This is a genomic window from Streptomyces sp. NPDC107538, assembly GCF_055657445.1.
This window is the reverse complement of sequence record NZ_JBVKAY010000003.1, coordinates 157,736-179,127: the sequence shown is the minus strand read 5'-3', so window position 1 is coordinate 179,127 and position 21,392 is coordinate 157,736. Positions and strand designations below refer to the sequence as shown.

Here is a 21,392-nt window from a genome sequence, read left to right as displayed (position 1 = left end):
GCGAGCCTAGAGAACGAACCCCGATCCGCCCTTGTCGTCCACCACCGGGCGGCCGGTGGCCGCCCAGACCTGCATGCCGCCGTCCACGTTCACGGCGTCGATGCCCTGCTGGACGAGATACATGGTGACCTGCGCCGAACGCCCGCCCGACCGGCAGATCACATGGACCCTGCCGTCCTGCGGCGCCGCCTCGGTCAGCTCGCCGTAGCGCGCCACGAAATCGCTGATGGGGATGTGCAGCGCCCCTTCCGCATGACCCGCCTGCCACTCGTCGTCCTCGCGGACGTCCAGCAGGAAGTCGTCGTCCTTGAGGTCCCCGACCTCGACCGTGGGCACACCAGATCCGAAATGCATGCGTACGACGCTACCCGACCGGACAGCCCACGTGCCGAGCCCTCCGCACCCCGACCGGGAAGCGGCAGGCCCCGGGCTTCCCTGCCGAGGCCTCCCGGGCTATCCGTCCTGGCCGAGCAGTCCCGCCAGCTCGGCTTCCCGCTGTTCGACCTCGGCCAGCAGCTGGTCGGCGATCTCGTCGAGGAGGCGGTCGGGGTCGTCCGGGGCGAGCCGGAGCATCGAGCCGATGGCGCCCTCCTCCAGCTCCCGGGCGACGGCGGCGAGCAATTCCTTGCGCTGGGCCAGCCATTCCAGGCGGGCGTACAGCTCCTCGGCGAGACTCGGCCTGCGCTCCTCCGGCACGGGCCCGGCCGCCCACTCCTCGGACAGCTCCCGCAGCACCACCTCGTCGCCACGGGCGTACGCGGCGTTCACACGGGCTATGAACTCGTCCCGCCGCGCCCGCTCCTTGTCGTCCTGCGCCAGGTCGGGGTGGGCCTTGCGGACCAGCTCGCGGTAGAGCCTGCGGGCCTCGTCGCTCGGGCGCACCCGCTCGGGGGACCGCACGGGCCGGTCGGTGAGCATGGCCGCGGCCTCGGGGAACAGGCCGTCCGAGTCCATCCAGCCGTGGAACAGCTCCTCCACGCCCGGCATGGGCATGACCCGGGCCCGCGCCTCCTGAGCCTTGCGCACATCCTCGGGGTCACCGGTGCGCGCGGCCTTCGCCTCGGCGATCTGGGCGTCCAGCTCGTCGAGCCGCGCGTACACCGGGCCGAGCTTCTGGTGGTGCAGCCGGGAGAAGTTCTCCACCTCGACCCGGAACGTCTCGACGGCGATCTCGTACTCGATCAACGCCTGCTCGGCCGCCCGCACAGCCCGCTCCAGCCGCTCCTCGGGCCGCCCCGCAGCGGCACCCTCGGCAGACGAAACCCCCTCGGTCGAGAAGTCACCCCCGGCGCCGGCCTCACCCCCAGGGAAGGCCTCACCCTCAGCGGAAGCCCCTCCCCCCGCCGATGGTGCACCCCCGACCGATGGTGCACCCCCGGCCGACGGTGAGCCCTCGGTGGACGCCGCGCCGTCAGCGGGCGCCGCGCCTCCGACAGGCTCCGCACCCTCATCGGGCTCCACGGCCTCGGCGGGCTCGGCGGGGCGCTCGGACGGTGTCTGCTCGGCTTCCGGGGTCGTCACCCGACCCAGCCTAGGCCACGGCTCCGGGCCCCATCGAAAGCCTCTGGCACACCGGGACGGGGGCGGGAGCCCCCCGCCGTACCAGTCGGCCCGGCCCACGCGGCCGGCGCCCCGGCCGACGCATCGGGAAACTGCCTCTCACCACAGCCCGGCCGCCCGCCGCCACCCCGCCCGGCCGCCCTCGCCGACCTGCCGGAGCCGCTCCGGAACACCCGGGCACCTTGCCGGCCTCCCTCAGACCCCCACCTCCGCCGCGATCCGCCCCGACCGCACCGCCGCGACCAGATCCGCGTGGTCCGCCTCCGTACGGTCCGCGTAGGTCACGGCGAACGTGGCCGTCGCCTCGTCGAGTTCGTCGTTCTTGCCGCAGTAGCCGGACAACAGCCGGGGGTCGGCGCTGTGGGCGTGGGCGCGGGCGAGGAGGGCGCCGGTCATACGGCCGTAGTCGTCGATCTGGTCGGCGGCCAGGGCCGCGGGATCCACGCTGCCTTTGCGGTTGCGGAACTGGCGTACCTGAAACGGAAGTCCGTCCACCGTGGTCCAGCCCAGCAGTATGTCGCTGACGACCTGCATCCGCTTCTGGCCGAGGACCACCCGGCGTCCCTCGTGGTCCACCTCCGGCACCTCGAAGCCGGCGGTCGCGAGATGCGGCTCCAGCGCCGAGGGACGGGCCTCCTTGACCTGGAGGACGAGCGCCTCACCGCGGTGGTCCAGGAGCAGGACGACGTAGGAGCGGGCGCCGACACTGCCGGTGCCGACCACGCGGAACGCCACATCGTGCACGGCGTACCGGGCCAGCAGCGGGTGGCGGTCCTCCGAGAGCGTGGTCAGGTACTGCGTCAGGGAGCCGGCCACGGCGGCCGCCTCCGCGTCCTCCACGCGGCGCAGCACCGGTGGGGCGTCCACGAAGTGGCGTCCGCCGCCCTCCACCTGCCGGGTCGACCTGGCCGCGAACCGGCCGCTCGTGTTGGCGCGGGCCTTCTCCGAGACCCGCTCCAGCGTGCCCAGCAGGTCGTGGGCGTCGGTGTAGGAGACCAGTTCCTCGTCCGCGATGGCGTTCCACGCGTCGAGCGCCGAGAGCTTGGCGAGCAGTCGCATCGTGCGCCGGTAGGCGCCCGTCGCGTCGTACGCCGCCTTGCGGCAGATGTCCTCGTCGGCGCCCGCCTCGCGGCCGGCGAGCACCAGCGAGGCGGCGAGGCGCTTGAGGTCCCACTCCCAGGGGCCGTGCACGGTCTCGTCGAAGTCGTTGAGGTCGATGACGAGTTCACCGCGGGCGTCCCCGTACAGACCGAAGTTGGCCGCGTGGGCGTCGCCGCAGATCTGGGTGCCGATGCCGGTCATGGGCGTACGGGCGAGGTCGTGGGCCATGAGGCCCGCCGAGCCGCGCAGGAACGCGAAGGGGGTGGCCGCCATCCTGCCGACCCGTATCGGGGTGAGGCCGGCGATCCGGCCGCGGTTGGACTCCTCCACCGCGGACACCGCGTCCGGCCGGTCGGTGGTGAGCGTCAGGTCGGCGTGCGCGCTGCGGGGCACCCGCGTGCGCAGCGCCTTGCCCTCCTCCTTGGGCGACCCCACCGAGGGCCACCGGGCGAAGCCCCGCACCGCCGGCACCCGGGTCCCGGCCGGCCGCGCCCCCGCCGCCCTCGCCCCGGTGTCTCCGAACTCCGCCGATTCCGCCTCGGCCCCCGGCTCCGCCGTCGTCCCGGCCTCGGTCACAGCGACCGCCTCCCCCGCACCCGTCCTCGCACGAACATCAACTCGTGACGACGGTACAGCCGACGGCCGAAACACGTCAGACCCTGTGGACAACTCCGCGCCCCGCCGCTCGACGCCTGTGGAAAACCGGCCCACCGGCCGCCCGGCCCCCATCTCGTCAAGCCGGGCCGTGCGCCGCCCGGTTGGCGCGCGCGGCAACGCACCAGCCGGTGCGCCCAGGCCCGCCCACCGGGCCCAGAACAGTCCTCGCCCACCAGGCCCAAAACGGTTCTCGCCCACCAGGCCCGAACGGTTCTCGCCCGCCGCGCCGCTACCCCGTCGCCCCCGCGCACGGCCGGCTCTGCGGCAGATGGGCCTCGGCCCAGTCCTTGAGCTCCCGCAGCGCCGGTTCCAGCGCGGCACCGGCCTCGGTCAGCCGGTAGACGACGCGCAGCGGCGGCCCGTCGTGGACCTCCCGCAGCACCAGACCGGCCGCGCCCAGTTCGGTGAGCCGGTCGGAGAGCATGCGCTCGCTGATGCCGGGGATCGCTTTGCGCAGATCGACGAAGTGTGCGGGATGCGGCATCAGCACGGCCACGATCAGCCCGGTCCAGCGCTTGCCGAGCAGGGTGAACACACGGGTGATGCCGTCGTCGACCTGCCGGCACGGCCCGGCGCCATGGATGTCCTGCTGCTGCTCCGCCATGGGGCAAGGGTACTGGGCCCGAGTACGGGGATGAAAAAAAGTAAGTGACTGTGTTATCTCTAGTAGAGTACGAAAACGAAGCCACTTCTTCAGGAGTTCCCCATGGCTACCCTTCTGCACCTGGACTCGTCCGTGTTCCCCGCCGGCGCCTCGTCGTCGCGCGCGGTGACGGAGACCTTCCGCAAAGCCTGGGAGGAGCAGCATCCGGACGGCACGGTCGTCTACCGCGACCTGCACGCCGATCCCGTGCCGCACATCGGCGCCGACGCGCACACCGCCGGCTTCGCCGACCCGGCCACGCACACCCCGGAGCAGGCAGCGGCCTTCGCCGAGCGGGAGAAGCTCATCCTGGAGCTGGAGCAGGCGGACGCGATCCTGATCGGCGCGCCCATGTACAACTTCTCGATCCCCTCGACCCTCAAGGCATGGCTGGACAACGTGGTCCTCATCGGCCGCACCGCCATGAACCCGGAGTCGAGGACGAAGGGCACCCCGGTCACCGTCGTCGCCAGCCGCGGCGGCTCCTACGCCCCGGGCACCCCGCGCGAGCCGCTGGAGTACGTGCAGAACTACCTGACGGCGGTCCTCTCCGAAACCCTGGGCCTGGAGGTCGACTTCATCGTCCCGGAGCTCACGATGGCCCCGCACAACCCGGCGATGAGCGAGCTGATCCCGCTCGCGGAGGCCTCCCGCGCCAAGGCCCTCGACGACGCGGCCGTCAAGGCCAAGAGCCTCGCCGAACGCCTCGCCGCCGCGTGAGCGCCGCGTAGGCGCCCCGGGAAACACGAAGGGCGGCCGCGCCCCGGGGGAACCCAGGGGAGCGGCCGCCCTCGCCCGTCAGGCCGCGTACGTCGCGTTCTGCGCGGTCGTCACCACCTTCTGCCCGTCGGCCTGCCCCAACAGCCCGGCCGACACCCAGGAGGAGACGGTCGACTGCACCCGCGCCACCAGCGCGGCCTTGTCGGCGAACGGCGCCCCGGCCCAGATCTCGTCCAGCAGGGTCGTGCCGTCGCTCTTCGCCGGGTTGGCGACGCCCGAGTCCGTGCCGCCGAGCACGACCTTCGGTTCGGAGCGCCTGATGTAGGCGTGGGTCGGGTTCTCGCTCCCTTCGTGGAAGGGGACGAACTCGGTGCCGTCCAGCGTGTAGTGCAGCGGTTTTCCGCTCACCGGGGCGAGGGACGGCAGCAGGTCGCCGGAGAGCCCCGCATTGCGGTACAGCCCGAACGACAGATAACTCGTGGCGCTGTTCCGGCCGACCAGGTTGACCGGCCCGTAGAACAGTGTCTGGAGCGACGGGTCGTCGAGGGCCTTCTCCACCCGCAGCCGGAACGGGATCGTCACCCGTACGACGTCACCCGCGCGCCAGGTCCGGGAGGGGATCGTGAAGTAGCTGCCCGCGGCCGGAGTGCCGCTCACCGCGGTGCCGTTGACGGTCACCCGGAAGCCGGAGCCCACCCAGGACGGCACCCGCAACCGCATCTCGAAGGCCGCGCTGCCACCCCCGACGGTGATCGTGGAACCCTGCTCCCGGGGGTAGTCGGTGCTCTGGGCGACCGTCACCCCCTTCGCGGACCAGTTCAGCGTGGCGGCGCTGTACAGGTTGACGTACAGCGCGCTGCCGTCCGCCTTGGTGAAGTACACCGAGTCCTGGTACTTGGTGGCGCTCTCCATGCCGGTGCCCTCGCAGCAGGTGGTGCCCTGCTTGGGGGTGTAGTCGCGCACATGACCGGGCTTCAGGCCGATGAAGTACGTGACCAGCGGCTTCTCCGCGTCGGCCTTGTCCTGCTTGGAGCCGAGGACCTGGTTGAGCAGGGCTCGCTCGTAGTAGTCCATGTACTTCGGGTCCTGCTCGTGGAAGAACAGGGTCCGGCTCAGTTTGAGCAGGTTGTAGGCGCAGCAGGTCTCGGCGTTGGTGTCGCTGATCGTCCCCGAGATGACCCCGCGCGCCTTCCAGAACTCGGCCGTGCTGGTGCCGCCGATCCCGTACATGCGCTGCGGGATCACCATCCCCCAGAAGTTCTTCGCGGCGGTCAGATAGCGCGTCTCACCCGTCGCGTCGTACAGCCGTACGTAACCGGTGAAGATCGGGATGTGCTGGTTGGCGTGCAGGCCGTCGAGGATGTCGGTGCCGGCGGCGCAGGCGTCGATGAGACGGTCGAGGTCGAACAGCTTGGCCAGGGCGAGGTGATCGGCCTTGCCGGTGATCGTGTACAGGTCGACGATGGTCTCGACGATGCCGCCGAACTCACCACTGGAGAAGATCCCCCACATCCGCTGGAGGGTGGCGTCGGGCAGCTTGGACAGCCGCGAGTACATCCAGTCGCACATGCCCGACGCGAGATCCAGCGCCCGGGAGTCGTCCGTGGCGAGGTGGGCGTCCAGCAGACCCTTGAGGATCTTGTGCGCCGTGTAGTAGGGCGCCCACACCTTCGTGTAGTCGCCGCTCGTCATCGACTCCAGGGCGATGAACTGGGTCTCCGGATAGGCGGCGAGGAACCCCTGATGGCTGGGGCCGCCCCAGGTGCGGCGCAGCGTGGCGGTCAACCCGCGCCCGGAGGAGTCGGCGAAGGTCCCGCCGGTGGTGGCGGAGAAGTAGTACGAGGCGAGGTCACCGAGCCCCGCGGCGGACTTCTTGGCCTCGTTGCTCTGGAACGAGGTGATCTCGGCCGCGGTCAGGGCGCGGGAGTAGACGTTGAACTCGTCGAAGGCGCCCGCGTAGACCGGGTCTGCCGAGAAGTTCGAGCGGCCGAGCCAGTTGTTCGTCAGGGTGCCGAGGACGGACGGGTTGAGCGACATCGAGGTGTTCTGGGCGACGGCGGTGCCGTTGACGTACAGGGTGCCCGTGGTGCCGGAGAGGGTGACCGCGAGGTGGCTCCACTGGTTCAGCGGCAGCGCGGCGGTGCCGTTGAGCCCCTGCTCGCCGCCGGGGCCGTTGGTGGTGATGGCGAAGCGCGGCACACCACTGGCGTTGCGGGTGACCAGGTACATGTACCGGGTGGTGTTGTTGCCGAAGTCGTAGACACGCTGCCAGTTGGCGTCATGCGTGGGCTTGACCCAGATCGACAGGGTGATCGCCGCGGCACCGCCCAGCACGGCCGCCGGAAGATCGACGTACTGGTAGGAACCCCGGACGTTCTCGTGCGCGCCGCCCCATCTGCCGGTGACGGTGAGCATGCGCGGGTCGGTGCGCAGCGCCGCGCGCACCTCGGTCAGCGCGCCGACCATGGTGGAGATCTTGTCGGCGTAGACCTGCTGTCCGGTACTCGCGTACGCCTGGGACAGCATGCTCAGGAAGTGCCCGGTGTAGTGCCCGCGAAGGTTGCCGTTGGCCTCGCCGTCGAGTCCCTCCCAGCCGCCGGGGGCGACCGCGCCGCCCGTGGAGAGCCCGGCGTTGGCGCGGAACACCTGCAGCAGCCGGTTGACGTCGTAGCCGCGGCCGTGGTCGAGCATCAGTTGCCGTTTGTCGGCGAACAGACCCTGGCCGAGCGTCACGTCCTTGAGCTCGAAGGGCCGCACCGACCAGGTGGACGGTGTCGGAACGGTGGCCGCCGACGCGCGGCCGCCGCCCGCCGAGAAGGAGACTCCCGGTACGGCCGCCGCGAGTATCGCGGACTGGAGGAGGAAGCGTCGGGAGAGGGGCGGTGCCATGTGCGCCTCGTCTCTGGCAGGTGTGAGGGGGCGGGGCAAAGCGAGAAGCATCATGTTCGAAATTGCGAACATTGTGCGAATTCCCGACCAGAAGATAGGTATGAGGCAGACGGGCGTCAACGGTACTGACGGGTTTGGCGAGGCCGACACCCCGAGTTACGCGATCGCATGCACTCACTCGGCACCGTTTCACGTGAAACATCGCGCGTATCCCGATCTACGGCGATTCACGGTGCTGACCCCGACGCCGCCCCGACCGCGCACGCGGAGCGCGACACGCCCCCGCGCCGCCCCACGCCACCGGAAGCCGAAAGCCCTTGCCGAATCCCCTGAGAGACTCCTCACACTTCAGAGCCCTGCTACAACCCCGCTCGGCGCCTCCGAGCGGTTCGCGAGCGAACAAAAAAAGCGGTCCCATCGTGATCACGATGGGACCGCTTCGCTGTGCGCGAGGGGGGAGTTGAACCCCCACGCCCTTGCGGGCACTGGAACCTGAATCCAGCGCGTCTGCCTATTCCGCCACCCGCGCATTGGGTGTGTCCTCAGGCCCCGTACCTTGCGGTGTCGGCGCCTTCCGACATCGAGAAGATTAGCACGCTGACGAGGGTGGCTTCACATCCCTTATCCGCGGTCGGCCATGGCCCACGGCGACGTGACCCGGCCGACCAGCGGGGACCGAACACATGGCCCCCGTGCGTACGTATCAACGAGTACTGGTTCGCGTATCAACCTCGTACCGGTCCCGGCCATCTCCACTGGAGAGGGACGGGGTGCACAGTCCGGTGCGGGACACTGGTCTCGCGCCGCCTCTACGATCCTTGGCAGAGTTCGGACGGGGTAGTTCGAAGAGGAGCTCCGGCGGGAATCCGGGAGGGGACTTCAGTGGGCGTCGACGCCGGGTGACACCGGTGAACGGGCCGACAGGGGGAACCAGCCGATTTCCCGGCGCGTGGATACGATCAGTAAGCAGTACCGATGCGGTACGCAGAGCGGTGACGACGGAGGAGGTGCCCCATGGGAGTCCTGAAGAAGTTCGAGCAACGTCTCGAAGGTCTGGTCAACGGCACCTTCGCCAAGGTGTTCAAGTCCGAGGTCCAGCCCGTGGAGATCGCGGGAGCACTCCAGCGGGAGTGCGACAACAACGCGACCATCTGGAACCGCGACCGGACGGTCGTCCCCAATGACTTCATCGTGGAGCTGAGCACCCCCGACTTCGAGCGGCTCAGCCCCTACTCCGGCCAGCTCGGCGACGAGCTCGCCGGGATGGTGCGCGACTACGCCAAGCAGCAGCGCTATACCTTCATGGGCCCCATCAAGGTCCATCTGGAGAAGGCCGACGACCTCGACACCGGTCTGTACCGGGTGCGCAGTCGTACGCTCGCCGGCTCCACGGACCAGCAGGCCCCTTCGGGTGCCCCGGCGAGCCCCGCCGCCGGCCGCCCCGGCGGCTACGGCTACCCGCCCACCGCGGCACCCTCGGGTGCCCCGCCCATGCCGGCCACGCCGCCGCCCGGGGGTGGCCGCCCCGGCGCCGCCCCGTTCGGCCAACGGCCGCCCGCCGCTCCGGCGGCCGGCGGGCGCATGCGCTACTGGATCGAGATCAACGGCACCCGCCACCAGATCTCCCGCCCGACGCTGGTGCTGGGCCGCAGCACCGAAGCCGACGTGCGGATCGACGACCCCGGCGTCTCCCGCCGGCACTGCGAGATCCGGACCGGAACGCCCTCGACGATCCAGGATCTCGGATCCACCAACGGCATCGTGGTGGACGGGCAGCACACCACCCGCGCTACGCTCCGCGACGGCTCGCGGATCGTCGTGGGCAGCAGCACCATCATTTACCGGCAAGCCGAAGGGTGAAGCGGGGGCAATGTCAGAGCTGACCCTCACGGTCATGCGGCTGGGTTTCCTGGCCGTACTGTGGCTGTTCGTGATCGTGGCCGTGCAGGTCATCCGCAGCGACCTGTTCGGTACGCGCGTCACCCAGCGGGGGTCGCGCCGGGAGAGCGCGCGGCCACAACAGGCCGCCCGCCAGGCCGCGCCCCCGCAGCAGCGCGGCCAGCAGCCCGCGGCCGCCACCGGCGGCGGCCGACGCGGGCGCAACGCCCCGACCAAGCTGGTCGTCAGCGAGGGCACGCTGACAGGTACGACCGTGGCCCTGCAGGGCCAGACCATCACGCTGGGCCGGGCGCACGACTCCACGATCGTGCTGGACGACGACTACGCCTCCAGCCGGCACGCACGGATCTATCCGGACCGCGACGGCCAGTGGATCGTCGAGGACCTGGGGTCCACCAACGGCACGTATCTCGACCGGAACCGACTGACGACTCCCACGCCGATTCCGCTGGGCGCGCCGATCCGCATCGGCAAGACCGTCATCGAGCTGCGGAAGTAGTGCTACATCATGAATAGGCGCGAGCGGAGCGAGCACGCAGTGGTGGCCCCCACCAGGGGTCCCGGCGCGCTCCCGACCGGAGGGTGGGCACCGTGCGGATGTACCCGGAGCCGACGGGCGAGGTGCGCATGAGTCTGTCACTGCGCTTCGCCGCCGGATCGCACAAAGGCATGATCCGCGAGGGCAACGAGGACTCGGGCTACGCCGGTCCCCGGCTCCTCGCGATCGCCGACGGCATGGGCGGCCAGGCGGCCGGCGAGGTCGCCTCCTCCGAGGTGATCTCCACCCTCGTCACGCTCGACGACGACATCCCCGGCTCCGACATCCTCACCTCGCTCGGCACCGCTGTGCAGCGCGCCAACGACCAGCTGCGCTCGATGGTCGAGGAGGACCCCCAGCTGGAGGGCATGGGCACCACGCTCACCGCCCTGCTGTGGACCGGCCAGCGACTCGGCCTCGTGCACGTCGGCGACTCCCGCGCGTACCTCCTCAGGGACGGCGTCCTCACCCAGATCACCCAGGACCACACCTGGGTGCAGCGTCTGGTCGACGAGGGCCGCATCACCGAGGAGGAGGCCACCACCCACCCGCAGCGCTCCCTGCTGATGCGCGCGCTGGGCAGCGGCGACCACGTCGAACCCGACCTCTCCATCCGTGAGGTCCGCGTCGGCGACCGGTATCTGATCTGCTCCGACGGACTGTCCGGCGTCGTGTCCCACCAGACGATGGAGGACACCCTCGCCAGCTACCAGGGCCCGCAGGAGACCGTGCAGGAGCTGATCCAGCTCGCGCTGCGCGGCGGCGGCCCGGACAACATCACGGTCATCATCGCCGACGTCCTCGACCTCGACACCGGGGACACCCTCGCCGGGCAGCTCTCCGACACCCCGGTCGTGGTCGGCGCGGTCGCCGAGAACCAGCTCCATCTGCAGGACAACGGCATCATGCAGACCCCGGCCGGCCGCGCCTCCGGCCTCGGCCGCCAGGGTCAGGGGCAGGGACAGGGCGGCGGCGAGTTCGGCCCGCCCGGCTCCGGCGACACCACCGGGTACATGCCGGCGGCGGGCAGCGTCGGCGACTACTCCGACGACGACTTCGTCAAGCCGCGCAAGAAGCGCAGGTGGCTGAAGAGATCCTTCTTCGGCATCCTCGCCCTCGCCGTCGTCGGCGGGGGCCTGTACAGCGGTTACCGCTGGACGCAGACGCAGTACTACGTCGGCTCCAACGACGACCATGTGGCGCTGTACCGCGGCATCAGCCAGGACCTGGCCTGGATCTCGCTCTCGAAGGTCGAGAAGGACCACCCCGAGATCGAACTCAAGTACCTCCCGCCGTACCAGCAGAAGCTGGTCGAGGCCACGATCGCCGAGGGCGGTCTGGGCGACGCCGAGAAGAAGATCCAGGAGCTCTCCACCCAGGCGTCGGCGTGCAAGAAGAACGCCGAACGCCGCGAGGCGGCGGACAACAACGCCAAGACCGGCGAGGGCGAGGCCGGCGGAGTCACAGGAACCACGAAGACCTCCCTCACGTCCAAGGCCACACAGTCCCCGTCCCCGACGCCGACCCCGTCGACGTCCTCGACCCAGACCGCACCCACACCGTCGACCGGCCCCAGCCTCTCGGAGGAGGAGCAGGAACTGGTCTCACGGTGCGGTGAGCAGTAGGCAAGCCGCGAGGGGCCCACGCACACGATGAGCAGTACTACCAACCCGTCGACGCAGCACACGTCCACGATCGGCGCGATCGGCACCCCCAGCCGACGCAACACCGAGCTGGCCCTGCTGGCCTTCGCGGTCGCCATCCCGGTGTTCGCCTACGCCAACGCCGGCCTCGCCCTGAAGGACGAGGTGCCGGCCGGGCTGGCCACCTACGGCATCGGTCTCGGCGTACTGGCCGCCATCGGCCACCTCGTCGTCCGCAAGTTCGCACCGTACGCGGACCCGCTGATGCTGCCCCTGGCCACGCTGCTGAACGGGCTGGGGCTGGTGGCGATCTGGCGACTGGACCAGTCGAAACTGCTCCAGCAGATCGGGCAGGCCGGTGGCAAGGCGACCAATCAGCTGGTCTACACGGCGATGGGCATCGCGCTCCTCATCGCCGTACTGATCTTCCTCAAGGACCACCGCACCCTCCAGCGCTACACCTACATCTCGATGGCCGGCGCGCTGGTCCTGCTGCTGCTCCCCCTGGTGCCGGGCCTCGGCGCGGAACTCACCTACGGCGCCAAGATCTGGATCCAGGTCGGCAGCTTCACCATCCAGCCCGGCGAGTTCGCCAAGATCGTGCTGGCGATCTTCTTCGCCGGCTACCTGATGGTGAAGCGCGACGCGCTCGCACTGGCCAGCCGCCGCTTCATGGGCCTGTACCTGCCGCGCGGCCGGGACCTCGGCCCGATCATCGTGGTCTGGGCGATCTCGATCCTCATCCTGGTCTTCGAGACCGACCTCGGTACCTCGCTGCTGTTCTTCGGCATGTTCGTGATCATGCTGTATGTCGCGACCGAGCGGACCAGCTGGATCGTCTTCGGTCTGCTGATGTCCGCGGCCGGCGCGGTCGGCGTGGCCTCGTTCGAGATCCACGTGCAACAGCGTGTGCAGGCCTGGCTGGACCCCATGGGCGAGTGGGAGCTCTCCAAGACCGTGGTCGGCCACTCCGCGCAGTCCATGGAGGCGCTGTGGGCCTTCGGCTCCGGCGGCACCCTCGGCACCGGCTGGGGCCAGGGCCACTCCGAGCTCATCCGCTTCGCCGCGAACTCCGACTTCATCCTCGCCACCTTCGGCGAGGAACTGGGGCTGACCGGCGTGATGGCGATCCTGCTGATCTACGGTCTGATCGTGGAGCGCGGCATCCGCACCGCCCTCGCCGCCCGCGACCCGTTCGGCAAGCTGCTCGCCGTCGGTCTGTCCGGCGCGTTCGCCCTCCAGGTCTTCGTCGTAGCCGGCGGTGTGATGGGCCTCATTCCCCTGACCGGTATGACGATGCCGTTCTTGGCCTACGGCGGTTCCTCGGTCATCGCCAACTGGGCACTCATCGGCATTCTGCTCAGAATCAGCGACACCGCGCGCCGGCCCGCGCCCGCACCCGCACCGAACCCCGACGCCGAGATGACCCAGGTGGTCCGCCCGTCATGAACAAGCCCCTGCGCCGCATCGCGATCTTCTGCGGGCTCCTGGTCCTCGCCCTGCTCGTCCGCAACAACTGGCTCCAGTACGTCCAGGCGGATTCCCTCGCCACCGACAAGGACAACCGTCGCGTCTCCATCGAGCGCTATGCCACGCCTCGCGGGGACATCATCGTCGACGGCAAGGCCATCACCGGGTCCGTCGCTTCCGAGGGGCTCGACTACAAGTACAAGCGCACCTGGAAGGACGGCGAGATGTGGGCGCCGGTCACCGGGTACTCCTCCCAGATCATCGGCGCCACCCAGTTGGAGAGCCTTGAGGACGGCATCCTCACCGGCAACGACGACCGGCTCTTCTTCCGGAACACGCTGGACATGCTCACCGGCAAGAAGAAGGAGGGCGGCAGCGTCGTCACCACCCTCAACGCCGCCGCGCAGAAGGCCGCCTTCAAGGGCCTCGGCAACAAGAAGGGCGCCGTCGCCGCGCTCGACCCGAAGACCGGCGCGATCCTCGCCCTCGCCTCCACGCCGTCCTACGACCCGTCGACGTTCGCCGGCATCAGCACCAAGGACAGCGAGACCTTCTCGAAGCTGGAGAAGGACGCCGACAAGCCGATGCTGAACCGCGCGCTGCGCGAGACGTACCCGCCGGGGTCCACGTTCAAGGTGGTCACGGCCGCCGCCGCGCTGGAGAACGGCGCGGTCTCGGACATCGACGACAAGACGAACTCCCCGGACCCGTACCAGCTGCCCGACACGACGACCGATCTCACCAACGAGCACGGTGTGTGCAAGAACGCCACGCTCCGGTACGCGCTCGAGCAGTCCTGCAACACGGTCTTCGGCAAGCTCTCCGACACCGTCGGCAACGAGAAGATGCGTGAGCAGGCCGCGAAGTTCGGCTTCGACGAGGACAAGCTCGACGTACCGGTACGCGCGGCCGAGAGTGTCTACCCCGAGGACAACCGCCCGCAGAACGCGATGGCCGGCATCGGGCAGGCCTCCAACCGCGCCACCCCGCTGCAGATGGCCATGGTCGCCTCGGCCGTCGCCAACGACGGCGAGCTGATGAAGCCGTACATGGTCGACCAGCTGCGCGCCTCCAACCTCGACGTCATCGAGACGCACGACCCCGAGTCGATGTCCCAGGCGGTCTCACCGGAGACCGCCCAGAAGCTCCAGGACATGATGGAGACCGTCGTCAAGACGGGCACCGGCACCAGGGCGCAGATCGAGGGCGCCACCGTCGGCGGCAAGACCGGCACCGCGCAGCACGGCGTGGACAACAAGGAGAAGCCGTACGCCTGGTTCATCTCGTACGCCAAGCTCAGCGACGGCAGCTCGCCGGTCGCCGTGGCCGTCGTCGTCGAGGACAGCGATGCCGAGCGTGGCGACATCTCCGGTGGTGGTCTCGCCGCCCCGATCGCGAAGAGCGTGATGCAGGCAGTGATCAACAGCAAGAAGTGACCCCGCTCACGTCGCCTTCACATCGGTGCACGTTGCGATACCGGTCCTGTATCGGGTGACGCGGTTGGCCAGGTCACAGAAGGCGAGCCGGGTACCGTATGCCCGGAGCACAGCCGCCGGACCACACATCGGTGCGGTCGGGATCCGACGGAGAGGGCTGGTAGGAAGCTATGGAAGAGCCGCGTCGCCTCGGCGGCCGGTACGAGCTGGGCCAGGTGCTCGGCCGTGGTGGCATGGCGGAGGTCTACCTCGCGATGGACACCCGCCTCGGCCGCACCGTGGCGGTGAAGACGCTGCGAGCGGACCTCGCGCGCGACCCCACCTTCCAGGCCCGGTTCCGCCGGGAGGCCCAGTCTGCCGCCTCGCTCAACCACCCCGCGATCGTTGCGGTCTACGACACGGGCGAGGACTACATCGACGGGGTCTCGATCCCGTACATCGTCATGGAGTACGTCGAGGGCTCCACGCTCCGTGAGCTTCTCCACAGCGGCCGCAAGCTGCTGCCGGAGCGGGCCATGGAGATGACCATCGGCATCCTCCAGGGACTGGAGTACGCCCACCGCAACCAGATCGTCCACCGCGACATCAAGCCGGCCAACGTCATGCTGACGCGCAACGGCCAGGTCAAGGTCATGGACTTCGGCATCGCCCGTGCCATGGGCGACTCCGGTATGACGATGACACAGACGTCCGCGGTCATCGGCACCGCCCAGTACCTCTCGCCGGAGCAGGCCAAGGGCGAGCAGGTGGACGCCCGTTCCGACCTGTACTCGACGGGCTGTCTGCTCTACGAGCTGCTGACCGTCCGCCCGCCGTTCATCGGTGACTCCCCCGTGGCGGTCGCCTACCAGCACGTGCGGGAGGAGCCGCAGCCCCCGAGCGTCTTCGACCCGGAGATCACTCCGGAGATGGACGCCATCGTCCTGCGCGCCCTGGTCAAGGACCCCGACTACCGCTACCAGTCCGCCGACGAGATGCGCGCCGACATCGAGGCCTGCCTCGACGGCCAGCCCGTCGCGGCCACGGCGGCCATGGGCTCAGTCGGCTACGGCGGCTACCCGGACGACCAGCCGACCACCGCCCTGCGCGCCGACGCCGGCGCCACGACCATGCTCCCGCCGGTCGGCCCGGACGACGGCTACGGCGGTTACGACGACCGCCAAGGCCGCCGGCGCCAGCAGAAGAAGAACAACACCTCGACGATCCTCCTGGTCGTCGCGGGTGTGCTGGTACTGATCGGCGCGGTCCTCATCGGCCAGTGGATGTTCTCGGGCAACGACACGAGCAACGACACCCTCAAGACGCCGAACTTCGTGGGCCAGAGCGAGGCGGAAGCGAAACAGGCGGCCACGAACGTCGATCTGAAGGTACAGATTTCCCAGAAGCCCTGCGAGAACCAGAAGAAGGGCAACATCTGCGAGCAGAATCCGCAGGTGGGCATCGAGGTGAAGAAGGGCGACACCATCGACTTGGTGGTGTCCACGGGCGCGCCGAAGGTTGCAGTTCCGAGCGTCATCGGTGACCAGATCGAGGACGCGAAGGAGAAGCTGGAAGGCAAGGACTACGAGTTCGTCGTCGAGACCGAGACGAAGGAGTCTCCGGAGGAAGCTGGCACGGTTCTCGACCAGAACCCCACGACCGGCAAGGAAGTGGAGAAGGGCTCCACTATCACCCTCACGGTCGCCAAGGCCGAGGAGAAGGCCACCGTGCCGACCGTCACCGGCCGGAGCTGTGACGACGCCAAGTCCCAGATGGAGGCCAACAACCTCGTCGGCACCTGCACCGAGGTCGAGACCGACGACGACAACCTCGTCGGCAAGGTCATCGCCACCAACCCCGAGGCAGGCTCCGAGCTGAACAAGGGCGACACGGTCACCATCCAGATCGGCAAGAAGGCCGAAGAGGAGCAGCCGGCGGTCGAGGTCCCGAACGTCGTGGGACGGACCGTGGGCCAGGCCAAGCAGATCCTGCAGGCGTCCGGCTTCACCAACATCCAGTTCGCCAACGGCAGCGACCAGAGCGACACCGCGCTCGTCACGGACCAGGACCCGGACGGCGGCAATCCCGCCGACCCGGCCCAGACGACGATCACTCTCGCCTCGGTCGGCTTCGGCGGTAACAACGGCAACAACAACAATGGCGGGAACGACGGCGGCGGCTTCTTCGACTAGCCCCACCGGTACGAAGGAGCCCGGCACCCCCTTTGGAGGGGGTGCCGGGCTCCTTCGTCATTCCGATGTTTCACGTGAAACAGGGTGTTTCACGTGAAACATCCCCAAGAGCGGAAACCGACTAGGCGGCTACCGCAGCTCCTTCGGCAGCGTGCGCTCCGCGTTCACCCGCTCCACGCGCTCCAGCTCGCCCCACACGATGTACCGGTACCGGGAGGTGTAGACGGGCGTGCAGGTGGTGAGGGTGATGTACTTGCCGGCCTTCTTCCTGCCGGACTCCTTGGGGATGTTCGACAGGACCTTGACGTTGTACTTCGAGGTCTCGGTGAGGGTGTCGTAGACCTTGTAGACGTACCAGTTGTCGCGGGTCTCGAAGACGATCGAGTCGCCCTTCCCCAGCTTGTCGATGTTGTGGAACTTGGCGCCGTGGCCGTCGCGGTGGGCGGCGAGGGTGAAGTTGCCGTCCTTGTCGGAGCTGGGCAGGGTCGCCTTGACCGGGTCGGTGTAGTAGCCGGCGACGCCACCGTTGAGGATCTTGGTGGAGGTGCCCTTCTTCACCAGGACCTCGCCGTTCTTCATGGCGGGGACGTGCAGGAAGCCGATGCCGTCCTTGGTGTCCAGGGCACCCGGCCCGCCGTCGGACGCCCAGGTGTCGCGGACCTTGTTCGCTTCCTTGTCCGCCTCGCGGTCGGCGAGGACGTTCGTCCACCACAGCGAGTAGACGACGAACAGTCCGAGCACCAGGCCCGCGGTGATGAGGAGTTCACCGAAGACACTGACCGCCATGGCCAGCCGGCTCATGCGGCGGCGCGGCACGGCTTCGGGCGCGCTCGTCTTCTCTTCGGTGTCGTCGGTGGTCACTGCCACAGTTCTTCCGCCCTTGGTCGAGCCCCTACTGGACGAGCGCGTCGGGCTTCCCCTCGCTGCGCGGCCGTTCCTCCACCATCTTGCCCCACACGATCATGCGGTACTTGCTCGTGAACTCCGGCGTGCACGTGGTCAGCGTGATGTAGCGGCCGGGTGCGGTGAAGCCCGACCCCGGGGGCACGGCATTGAGCACGCTGACGTTCGACGGCGGCGTCACCGGCAGGATCGAGGCCATGTCGTAGACGTAGTACTTGTCCTGCGTCTCCACGACGATCGGGTCGCCAGGCTTGAGTCGGTTGATGTAGCGGAACGGTTCACCATGGGTGTTCCGGTGGCCGGCGATACCGAAGTTGCCCGTCTTGTCCTCGGGCATGGCCGTCTTGATGCTGTTCTCGTCGTAGTGCCCGACCATGCCGCGGTCCAGGACCTTCGACTTGCTGATGCCCTCGGCGATCGGCACGACGACGTCCAGCTTGGGAATGTGCAGGATGGCGAAGCCCTGGCCCGGCTCGAAGGCGCCCGGCGCGCGCTTGCCGCTCTTCCACTCCTCCTGCAGGCTCGTCGCCTCCCGGCCCGCCTGCTGGTGGGCCCGGATGTTCGACCACCAGAGCTGGTACGTGACGAACAGCAGCATCACCACACCGGTGGTGATGAAGACCTCGCCGATGAGCCGGCTCGCGATCACTCCCGCGCTGGGCTTCTGCGCCCGCGCCGCCCGCCGCGCCTCGATCCGGGAGCGGGGCGAGGCCGCCCCGTCCGCCCCTAAGGCCTCCTGGGGCCCCTGAGCGGCTCCGGAGCCCGCGTGGGCCCCCGGGGAGCCCCCATGCCTCCCGTGCCGTCTCGCGGCCTTACGGCGGGCCGCACGGCCTCCGGGAGCGGGGGGCGCGGGTATCGCCTCGGCCACGGCGGCCAGCCGGCGCGCCTCCTCCACCCGGAGCGCCACGGTCTCCTCGTCGATCGGAGGATGCTCCTGGGCGGTGTCCGACGGGAGGCCCACCGGGGCGGCCGACGCGGCATAGGCCTCGTACGAACCGTCGTACTGGGCCTGGGGACGCGGCTCGTAGGTCTCGAACGACTGCCTCCCGTACGGCTGCTGCTGGTCGTACCAGTCGCCCTGGGAGTACTGCGGGGCCTGGGCCTGCTGCGCGGCCCACTGCTGAGGTTCGGCGGCGTCGCCGTACGGCGCCCCGGGCTCGAAGGCCTCCGCCTCGAACGACTCGGCGCCCCCGTACGCGGCCTCGCCGCCGTAGGGGGCACTCTCGCGCTCGGGGCGCAGGGCCGTCACGCCGTGGCCCTGCCCACCACGGGGGCGAGCCCCGTCGACCTGGACACGGCCCCTTGGTCGCCGCACTCCGCCAGCCAGTTGGCGAGCATGCGGTGACCGTGCTCGGTGAGCACCGACTCGGGGTGGAACTGCACGCCCTCGACGGGCAGTTCACGATGCCGGAGGCCCATGATGATCCCGTCGTGGGTGCGCGCCGTGACCTCCAGCTCGGCCGGCACGGTCGCCGGTTCGGCGGCCAGGGAGTGGTAGCGGGTCGCGGTGAAGGGCGTGGGCAGGCCCGCGAAGACACCCTTGCCCTCGTGCTCCACCAGCGATGTCTTGCCGTGCAGCAGTTCGGGAGCACGGTCCACGACACCGCCGTACGCCACCTGCATGGACTGCATGCCGAGGCAGACGCCGAAGACGGGGACGCCGGTGGCGGCGCAGTGGCGGACCATGTCGACGCAGACGCCGGCCTCCTCGGGGGTGCCCGGCCCGGGGGACAGGAGCACGCCGTCGAAGCCGTCCTGGGCGTGGGCGGTCGCCACCTCGTCGTTGCGCAGCACCTCGCACTCGGCGCCCAGCTGGTACAGGTACTGGACCAGGTTGAAGACGAAGCTGTCGTAGTTGTCGACGACGAGGACCCGGGCGGGTCGGGCGGCACTCACTGGTCGTTCACCGTCACATCGTTGAAGGGGAGCAGGGGCTCCGCCCAGGGAAAGACGTATTGGAAGAGGACATAGACGACGGCCAGGGTCAGCACCAGGGAAATCAGCGCCTTCAGCCACGCGTTGCCCGGCAGATGCCGCCAGATCCAGCCGTACATGCCGTCCCTTCCTTCACACCACGGCACCGGACTCACGCCGTACCGCCACCAGACTAACGGCGTAGTGCCTCCGGTTTCCCTGACTCCACAGGCTGTGTGGAATCCAGATGGCCCCAGACGATGAGCCGATGGCTGTGTCCCCACTCCGGGTCGCACGTCGTCAGCGTCAGATAGCGCCCCGCGCGCGTGTACCCCGATTTCTTCGGCACGGGGTCGATGACCTGGACGTCCGTGGGCAATGTCCGATAGGGCCCCTGGTCGATGACGTACGTGAACCAGTCCTCGCCGTCGGTCAGGACGACCGCGTCGCCGGGGCGCAGCTTGGGAAAATCTTTGAAGGGATCGCCGTACGTGCGGCGGTGGCCGGCGACCGCGAAGTTTCCCTTCTGTCCCAGCTGCGCGGTGTTCGCGTAGTGGCCGAGGCCTTTCTTCAGAGTGTCCGTCTTCGTGCCTTCGAGGACGGGCTTGTTCCACGTGAAACCAAGACGCGGGATGTACATGAGGGCGAAGGCCTTGCCCTCCCGGTACGGGGCGGGCGGCTGCGGAGCCGACGAGGCGCCCGGGCCGGACGTGGGCCTCACCGGCTGCCTCGCCCACTGGTCCTGGAGCAGATCGACCTGGTGATCCATCTCGGTGTCGGCCTTCACACCGGTCCAGAACAGCACGTACACGACGAAGAGCACGATCAGGGTGCCGACGGTGATGCAGAGTTCGCTGACGGTCCTCACGATCAGGCGCACCGACACGGGCCCCCCGGCTGCCGTTACTCCACGGGCTTCGCGTACTTCAGATCCACTGTGCCCGAGTAGCCGGGAAGAGTCACCGGCCCGTCCTCGGTCACTTTCCAGCCGAGCCCGTAGACGTTGACGTAGACCATGTAGTTCTGGATCGCCTCGCTCGCGGCGAGCGCCTTCTGCAGCTTCTCCGGGTCACCGACCGCCTGGATCTTGTACGGGGGCGAGTAGACGCGGCCCTGGAGGATCAGGGTGTTGCCGACACAGCGGACGGCGCTGGTGGAGATCAGCCGCTGGTCCATGACCTTGATGCCCTCGGCGCCGCCCAGCCACAGGGCGTTCACCACGGCCTGCAGGTCCTGCTGGTGGATGACCAGGTAGTCGGGCTGCGGCTCGGGGTAGCCGGGGAGCTTGGCGGTGGCGTCCGGCGGGGCGTCGTTGAGGGTGACCGTGAGGGCCTCGCCCTTGAGCTTCTGGGTGCCGGCGTTCTTCTCCAGCGCCGTCAGCTTCGCGTCCTCGGCCTTGGTGCTGCCGTCGTCCCGCTCGGCGAGGGCCTCGACGTCGTCGCGGAGGACCGCGTTGGACTCGTCGAGCTGCCCGTTCTTGTGGCTGCGCTCCTGGATCAGGTCGGAGAGCTTCAGCAGCGAGGCGTCCGTACGGATGTTGGTGCCCTTGGCCGTGTCGAAGCTGGTGAAGAAGATCAGCCCGGCGAGGGCGAAGACCCCGACGGTGAGCACACGCACGGGACGGAACCCGCCTCGGGAGGAGGGGTCGGCCCCGGCTTCCGGGGAGGTGCCGGAACCAGCCTCGGGGGAGTCGGCTGAATTGCTCAACGTACCCTTATCTCCTTAGGCGCCACGGAAGCACTACGCTAACGGACGCCCGGGGGAGCATTCAGTGTCCCCTTGTACGCTGCCCCGGAGCCCGCCACAGTTCCCTGCGCGGCCACGCAGCGCATCGACAGGAGAGACCCT

Annotated in this window: 18 protein-coding genes and 1 tRNA gene; 7 read left to right on the top strand and 12 right to left on the bottom strand. The window is 69.3% G+C overall.

All coding sequences use genetic code 11. The features are described 5' to 3' along the window. Positions 1 to 6: 6 nt before the first annotated feature. The 4 genes from ACZ7MG_RS11280 to ACZ7MG_RS11265 form a co-directional block, all read right to left on the bottom strand. Entirely contained in the window at positions 7 to 336 is a 330-nt protein-coding gene (locus ACZ7MG_RS11280; RefSeq protein WP_471382965.1) for a rhodanese-like domain-containing protein, read from the bottom strand. Between the two features lie 117 nt (positions 337 to 453). Beyond that, positions 454 to 1,521: a J domain-containing protein gene (locus ACZ7MG_RS11275; RefSeq protein ID WP_471382478.1), complete on the bottom strand. Its 1,068-nt coding sequence runs from the start codon at positions 1,519 to 1,521 to the stop codon at positions 454 to 456. Positions 1,522 to 1,755: 234 nt separating this feature from the next. Further along, complete coding sequence (locus tag ACZ7MG_RS11270) at positions 1,756 to 3,237, bottom strand: DUF2252 domain-containing protein (protein ID WP_471382480.1); 1,482 nt, start codon at positions 3,235 to 3,237, stop codon at positions 1,756 to 1,758. Between the two features lie 310 nt (positions 3,238 to 3,547). Further along, on the bottom strand, positions 3,548 to 3,922 hold the full coding sequence (locus tag ACZ7MG_RS11265) for a winged helix-turn-helix transcriptional regulator (RefSeq protein ID WP_471382481.1): 375 nt from the start codon (positions 3,920 to 3,922) through the stop codon (positions 3,548 to 3,550). Between the two features lie 102 nt (positions 3,923 to 4,024). Between ACZ7MG_RS11265 and ACZ7MG_RS11260 the strand changes: the two genes are divergently transcribed. After that, positions 4,025 to 4,681 (top strand): FMN-dependent NADH-azoreductase, encoded by a 657-nt coding sequence (locus ACZ7MG_RS11260; RefSeq protein ID WP_471382482.1) that lies wholly within the window; start codon positions 4,025 to 4,027, stop codon positions 4,679 to 4,681. Between the two features lie 78 nt (positions 4,682 to 4,759). On the opposite strand, the gene ACZ7MG_RS11255 is transcribed toward ACZ7MG_RS11260, so the two are convergent. Then, a complete protein-coding gene (locus ACZ7MG_RS11255) occupies positions 4,760 to 7,570 on the bottom strand; it encodes a beta-L-arabinofuranosidase domain-containing protein (protein WP_471382484.1) in 2,811 nt (936 codons plus the stop codon). A gap of 445 nt (positions 7,571 to 8,015) precedes the next feature. Further along, positions 8,016 to 8,099, bottom strand: a tRNA-Leu gene (locus ACZ7MG_RS11250). A 485-nt stretch (positions 8,100 to 8,584) separates the two neighbouring features. Here ACZ7MG_RS11250 and ACZ7MG_RS11245 point away from each other — a divergent pair. The 6 genes from ACZ7MG_RS11245 to pknB all read left to right on the top strand — a co-directional run bounded on the left by ACZ7MG_RS11245 (position 8,585) and on the right by pknB (position 16,727). After that, entirely contained in the window at positions 8,585 to 9,430 is an 846-nt protein-coding gene (locus ACZ7MG_RS11245; RefSeq protein ID WP_471382485.1) for an FhaA domain-containing protein, read from the top strand. 10 nt (positions 9,431 to 9,440) lie between these two features. Continuing rightward, entirely contained in the window at positions 9,441 to 9,968 is a 528-nt protein-coding gene (locus ACZ7MG_RS11240) for an FHA domain-containing protein FhaB/FipA (RefSeq protein WP_471382486.1), read from the top strand. 128 nt (positions 9,969 to 10,096) lie between these two features. Then, entirely contained in the window at positions 10,097 to 11,632 is a 1,536-nt protein-coding gene (locus tag ACZ7MG_RS11235; protein ID WP_471382487.1) for a Stp1/IreP family PP2C-type Ser/Thr phosphatase, read from the top strand. Positions 11,633 to 11,659: 27 nt separating this feature from the next. Then, positions 11,660 to 13,099 (top strand): FtsW/RodA/SpoVE family cell cycle protein, encoded by a 1,440-nt coding sequence (locus tag ACZ7MG_RS11230; RefSeq protein ID WP_471382488.1) that lies wholly within the window; start codon positions 11,660 to 11,662, stop codon positions 13,097 to 13,099. After that, positions 13,096 to 14,556, top strand: coding sequence for a peptidoglycan D,D-transpeptidase FtsI family protein (locus ACZ7MG_RS11225; protein WP_471382489.1), 1,461 nt, complete (start codon positions 13,096 to 13,098; stop codon positions 14,554 to 14,556). Before ACZ7MG_RS11230 ends, ACZ7MG_RS11225 begins: the two co-directional genes overlap by 4 nt. A 170-nt stretch (positions 14,557 to 14,726) precedes the next feature. Further along, a complete protein-coding gene (gene pknB / locus ACZ7MG_RS11220) occupies positions 14,727 to 16,727 on the top strand; it encodes a Stk1 family PASTA domain-containing Ser/Thr kinase (protein ID WP_471382491.1) in 2,001 nt (666 codons plus the stop codon). A gap of 129 nt (positions 16,728 to 16,856) precedes the next feature. Here pknB and ACZ7MG_RS11215 read toward each other — a convergent pair whose 3' ends face one another. From ACZ7MG_RS11215 to ACZ7MG_RS11190, 6 genes are read right to left on the bottom strand one after another with little or no spacing between them, the layout of a single operon-like run. Continuing rightward, a complete protein-coding gene (locus tag ACZ7MG_RS11215; RefSeq protein WP_471382493.1) occupies positions 16,857 to 17,594 on the bottom strand; it encodes a class E sortase in 738 nt (245 codons plus the stop codon). A gap of 25 nt (positions 17,595 to 17,619) precedes the next feature. Beyond that, the gene (locus tag ACZ7MG_RS11210) at positions 17,620 to 18,879 is read right to left on the bottom strand and encodes a class E sortase (RefSeq protein ID WP_471382494.1); all 1,260 of its coding nucleotides are present in this window, start codon (positions 18,877 to 18,879) and stop codon (positions 17,620 to 17,622) included. Then, positions 18,876 to 19,526 (bottom strand): aminodeoxychorismate/anthranilate synthase component II, encoded by a 651-nt coding sequence (locus ACZ7MG_RS11205; protein ID WP_471382496.1) that lies wholly within the window; start codon positions 19,524 to 19,526, stop codon positions 18,876 to 18,878. Before ACZ7MG_RS11205 ends, ACZ7MG_RS11210 begins: the two co-directional genes overlap by 4 nt. After that, positions 19,523 to 19,684: a hypothetical protein gene (locus ACZ7MG_RS11200; RefSeq protein ID WP_020113582.1), complete on the bottom strand. Its 162-nt coding sequence runs from the start codon at positions 19,682 to 19,684 to the stop codon at positions 19,523 to 19,525. Before ACZ7MG_RS11200 ends, ACZ7MG_RS11205 begins: the two co-directional genes overlap by 4 nt. A 53-nt stretch (positions 19,685 to 19,737) precedes the next feature. After that, a complete protein-coding gene (locus ACZ7MG_RS11195) occupies positions 19,738 to 20,430 on the bottom strand; it encodes a class E sortase (protein WP_471382497.1) in 693 nt (230 codons plus the stop codon). Between the two features lie 17 nt (positions 20,431 to 20,447). After that, the gene (locus ACZ7MG_RS11190) at positions 20,448 to 21,251 is read right to left on the bottom strand and encodes a DUF881 domain-containing protein (RefSeq protein WP_471382499.1); all 804 of its coding nucleotides are present in this window, start codon (positions 21,249 to 21,251) and stop codon (positions 20,448 to 20,450) included. Positions 21,252 to 21,392 lie beyond the last annotated feature (141 nt).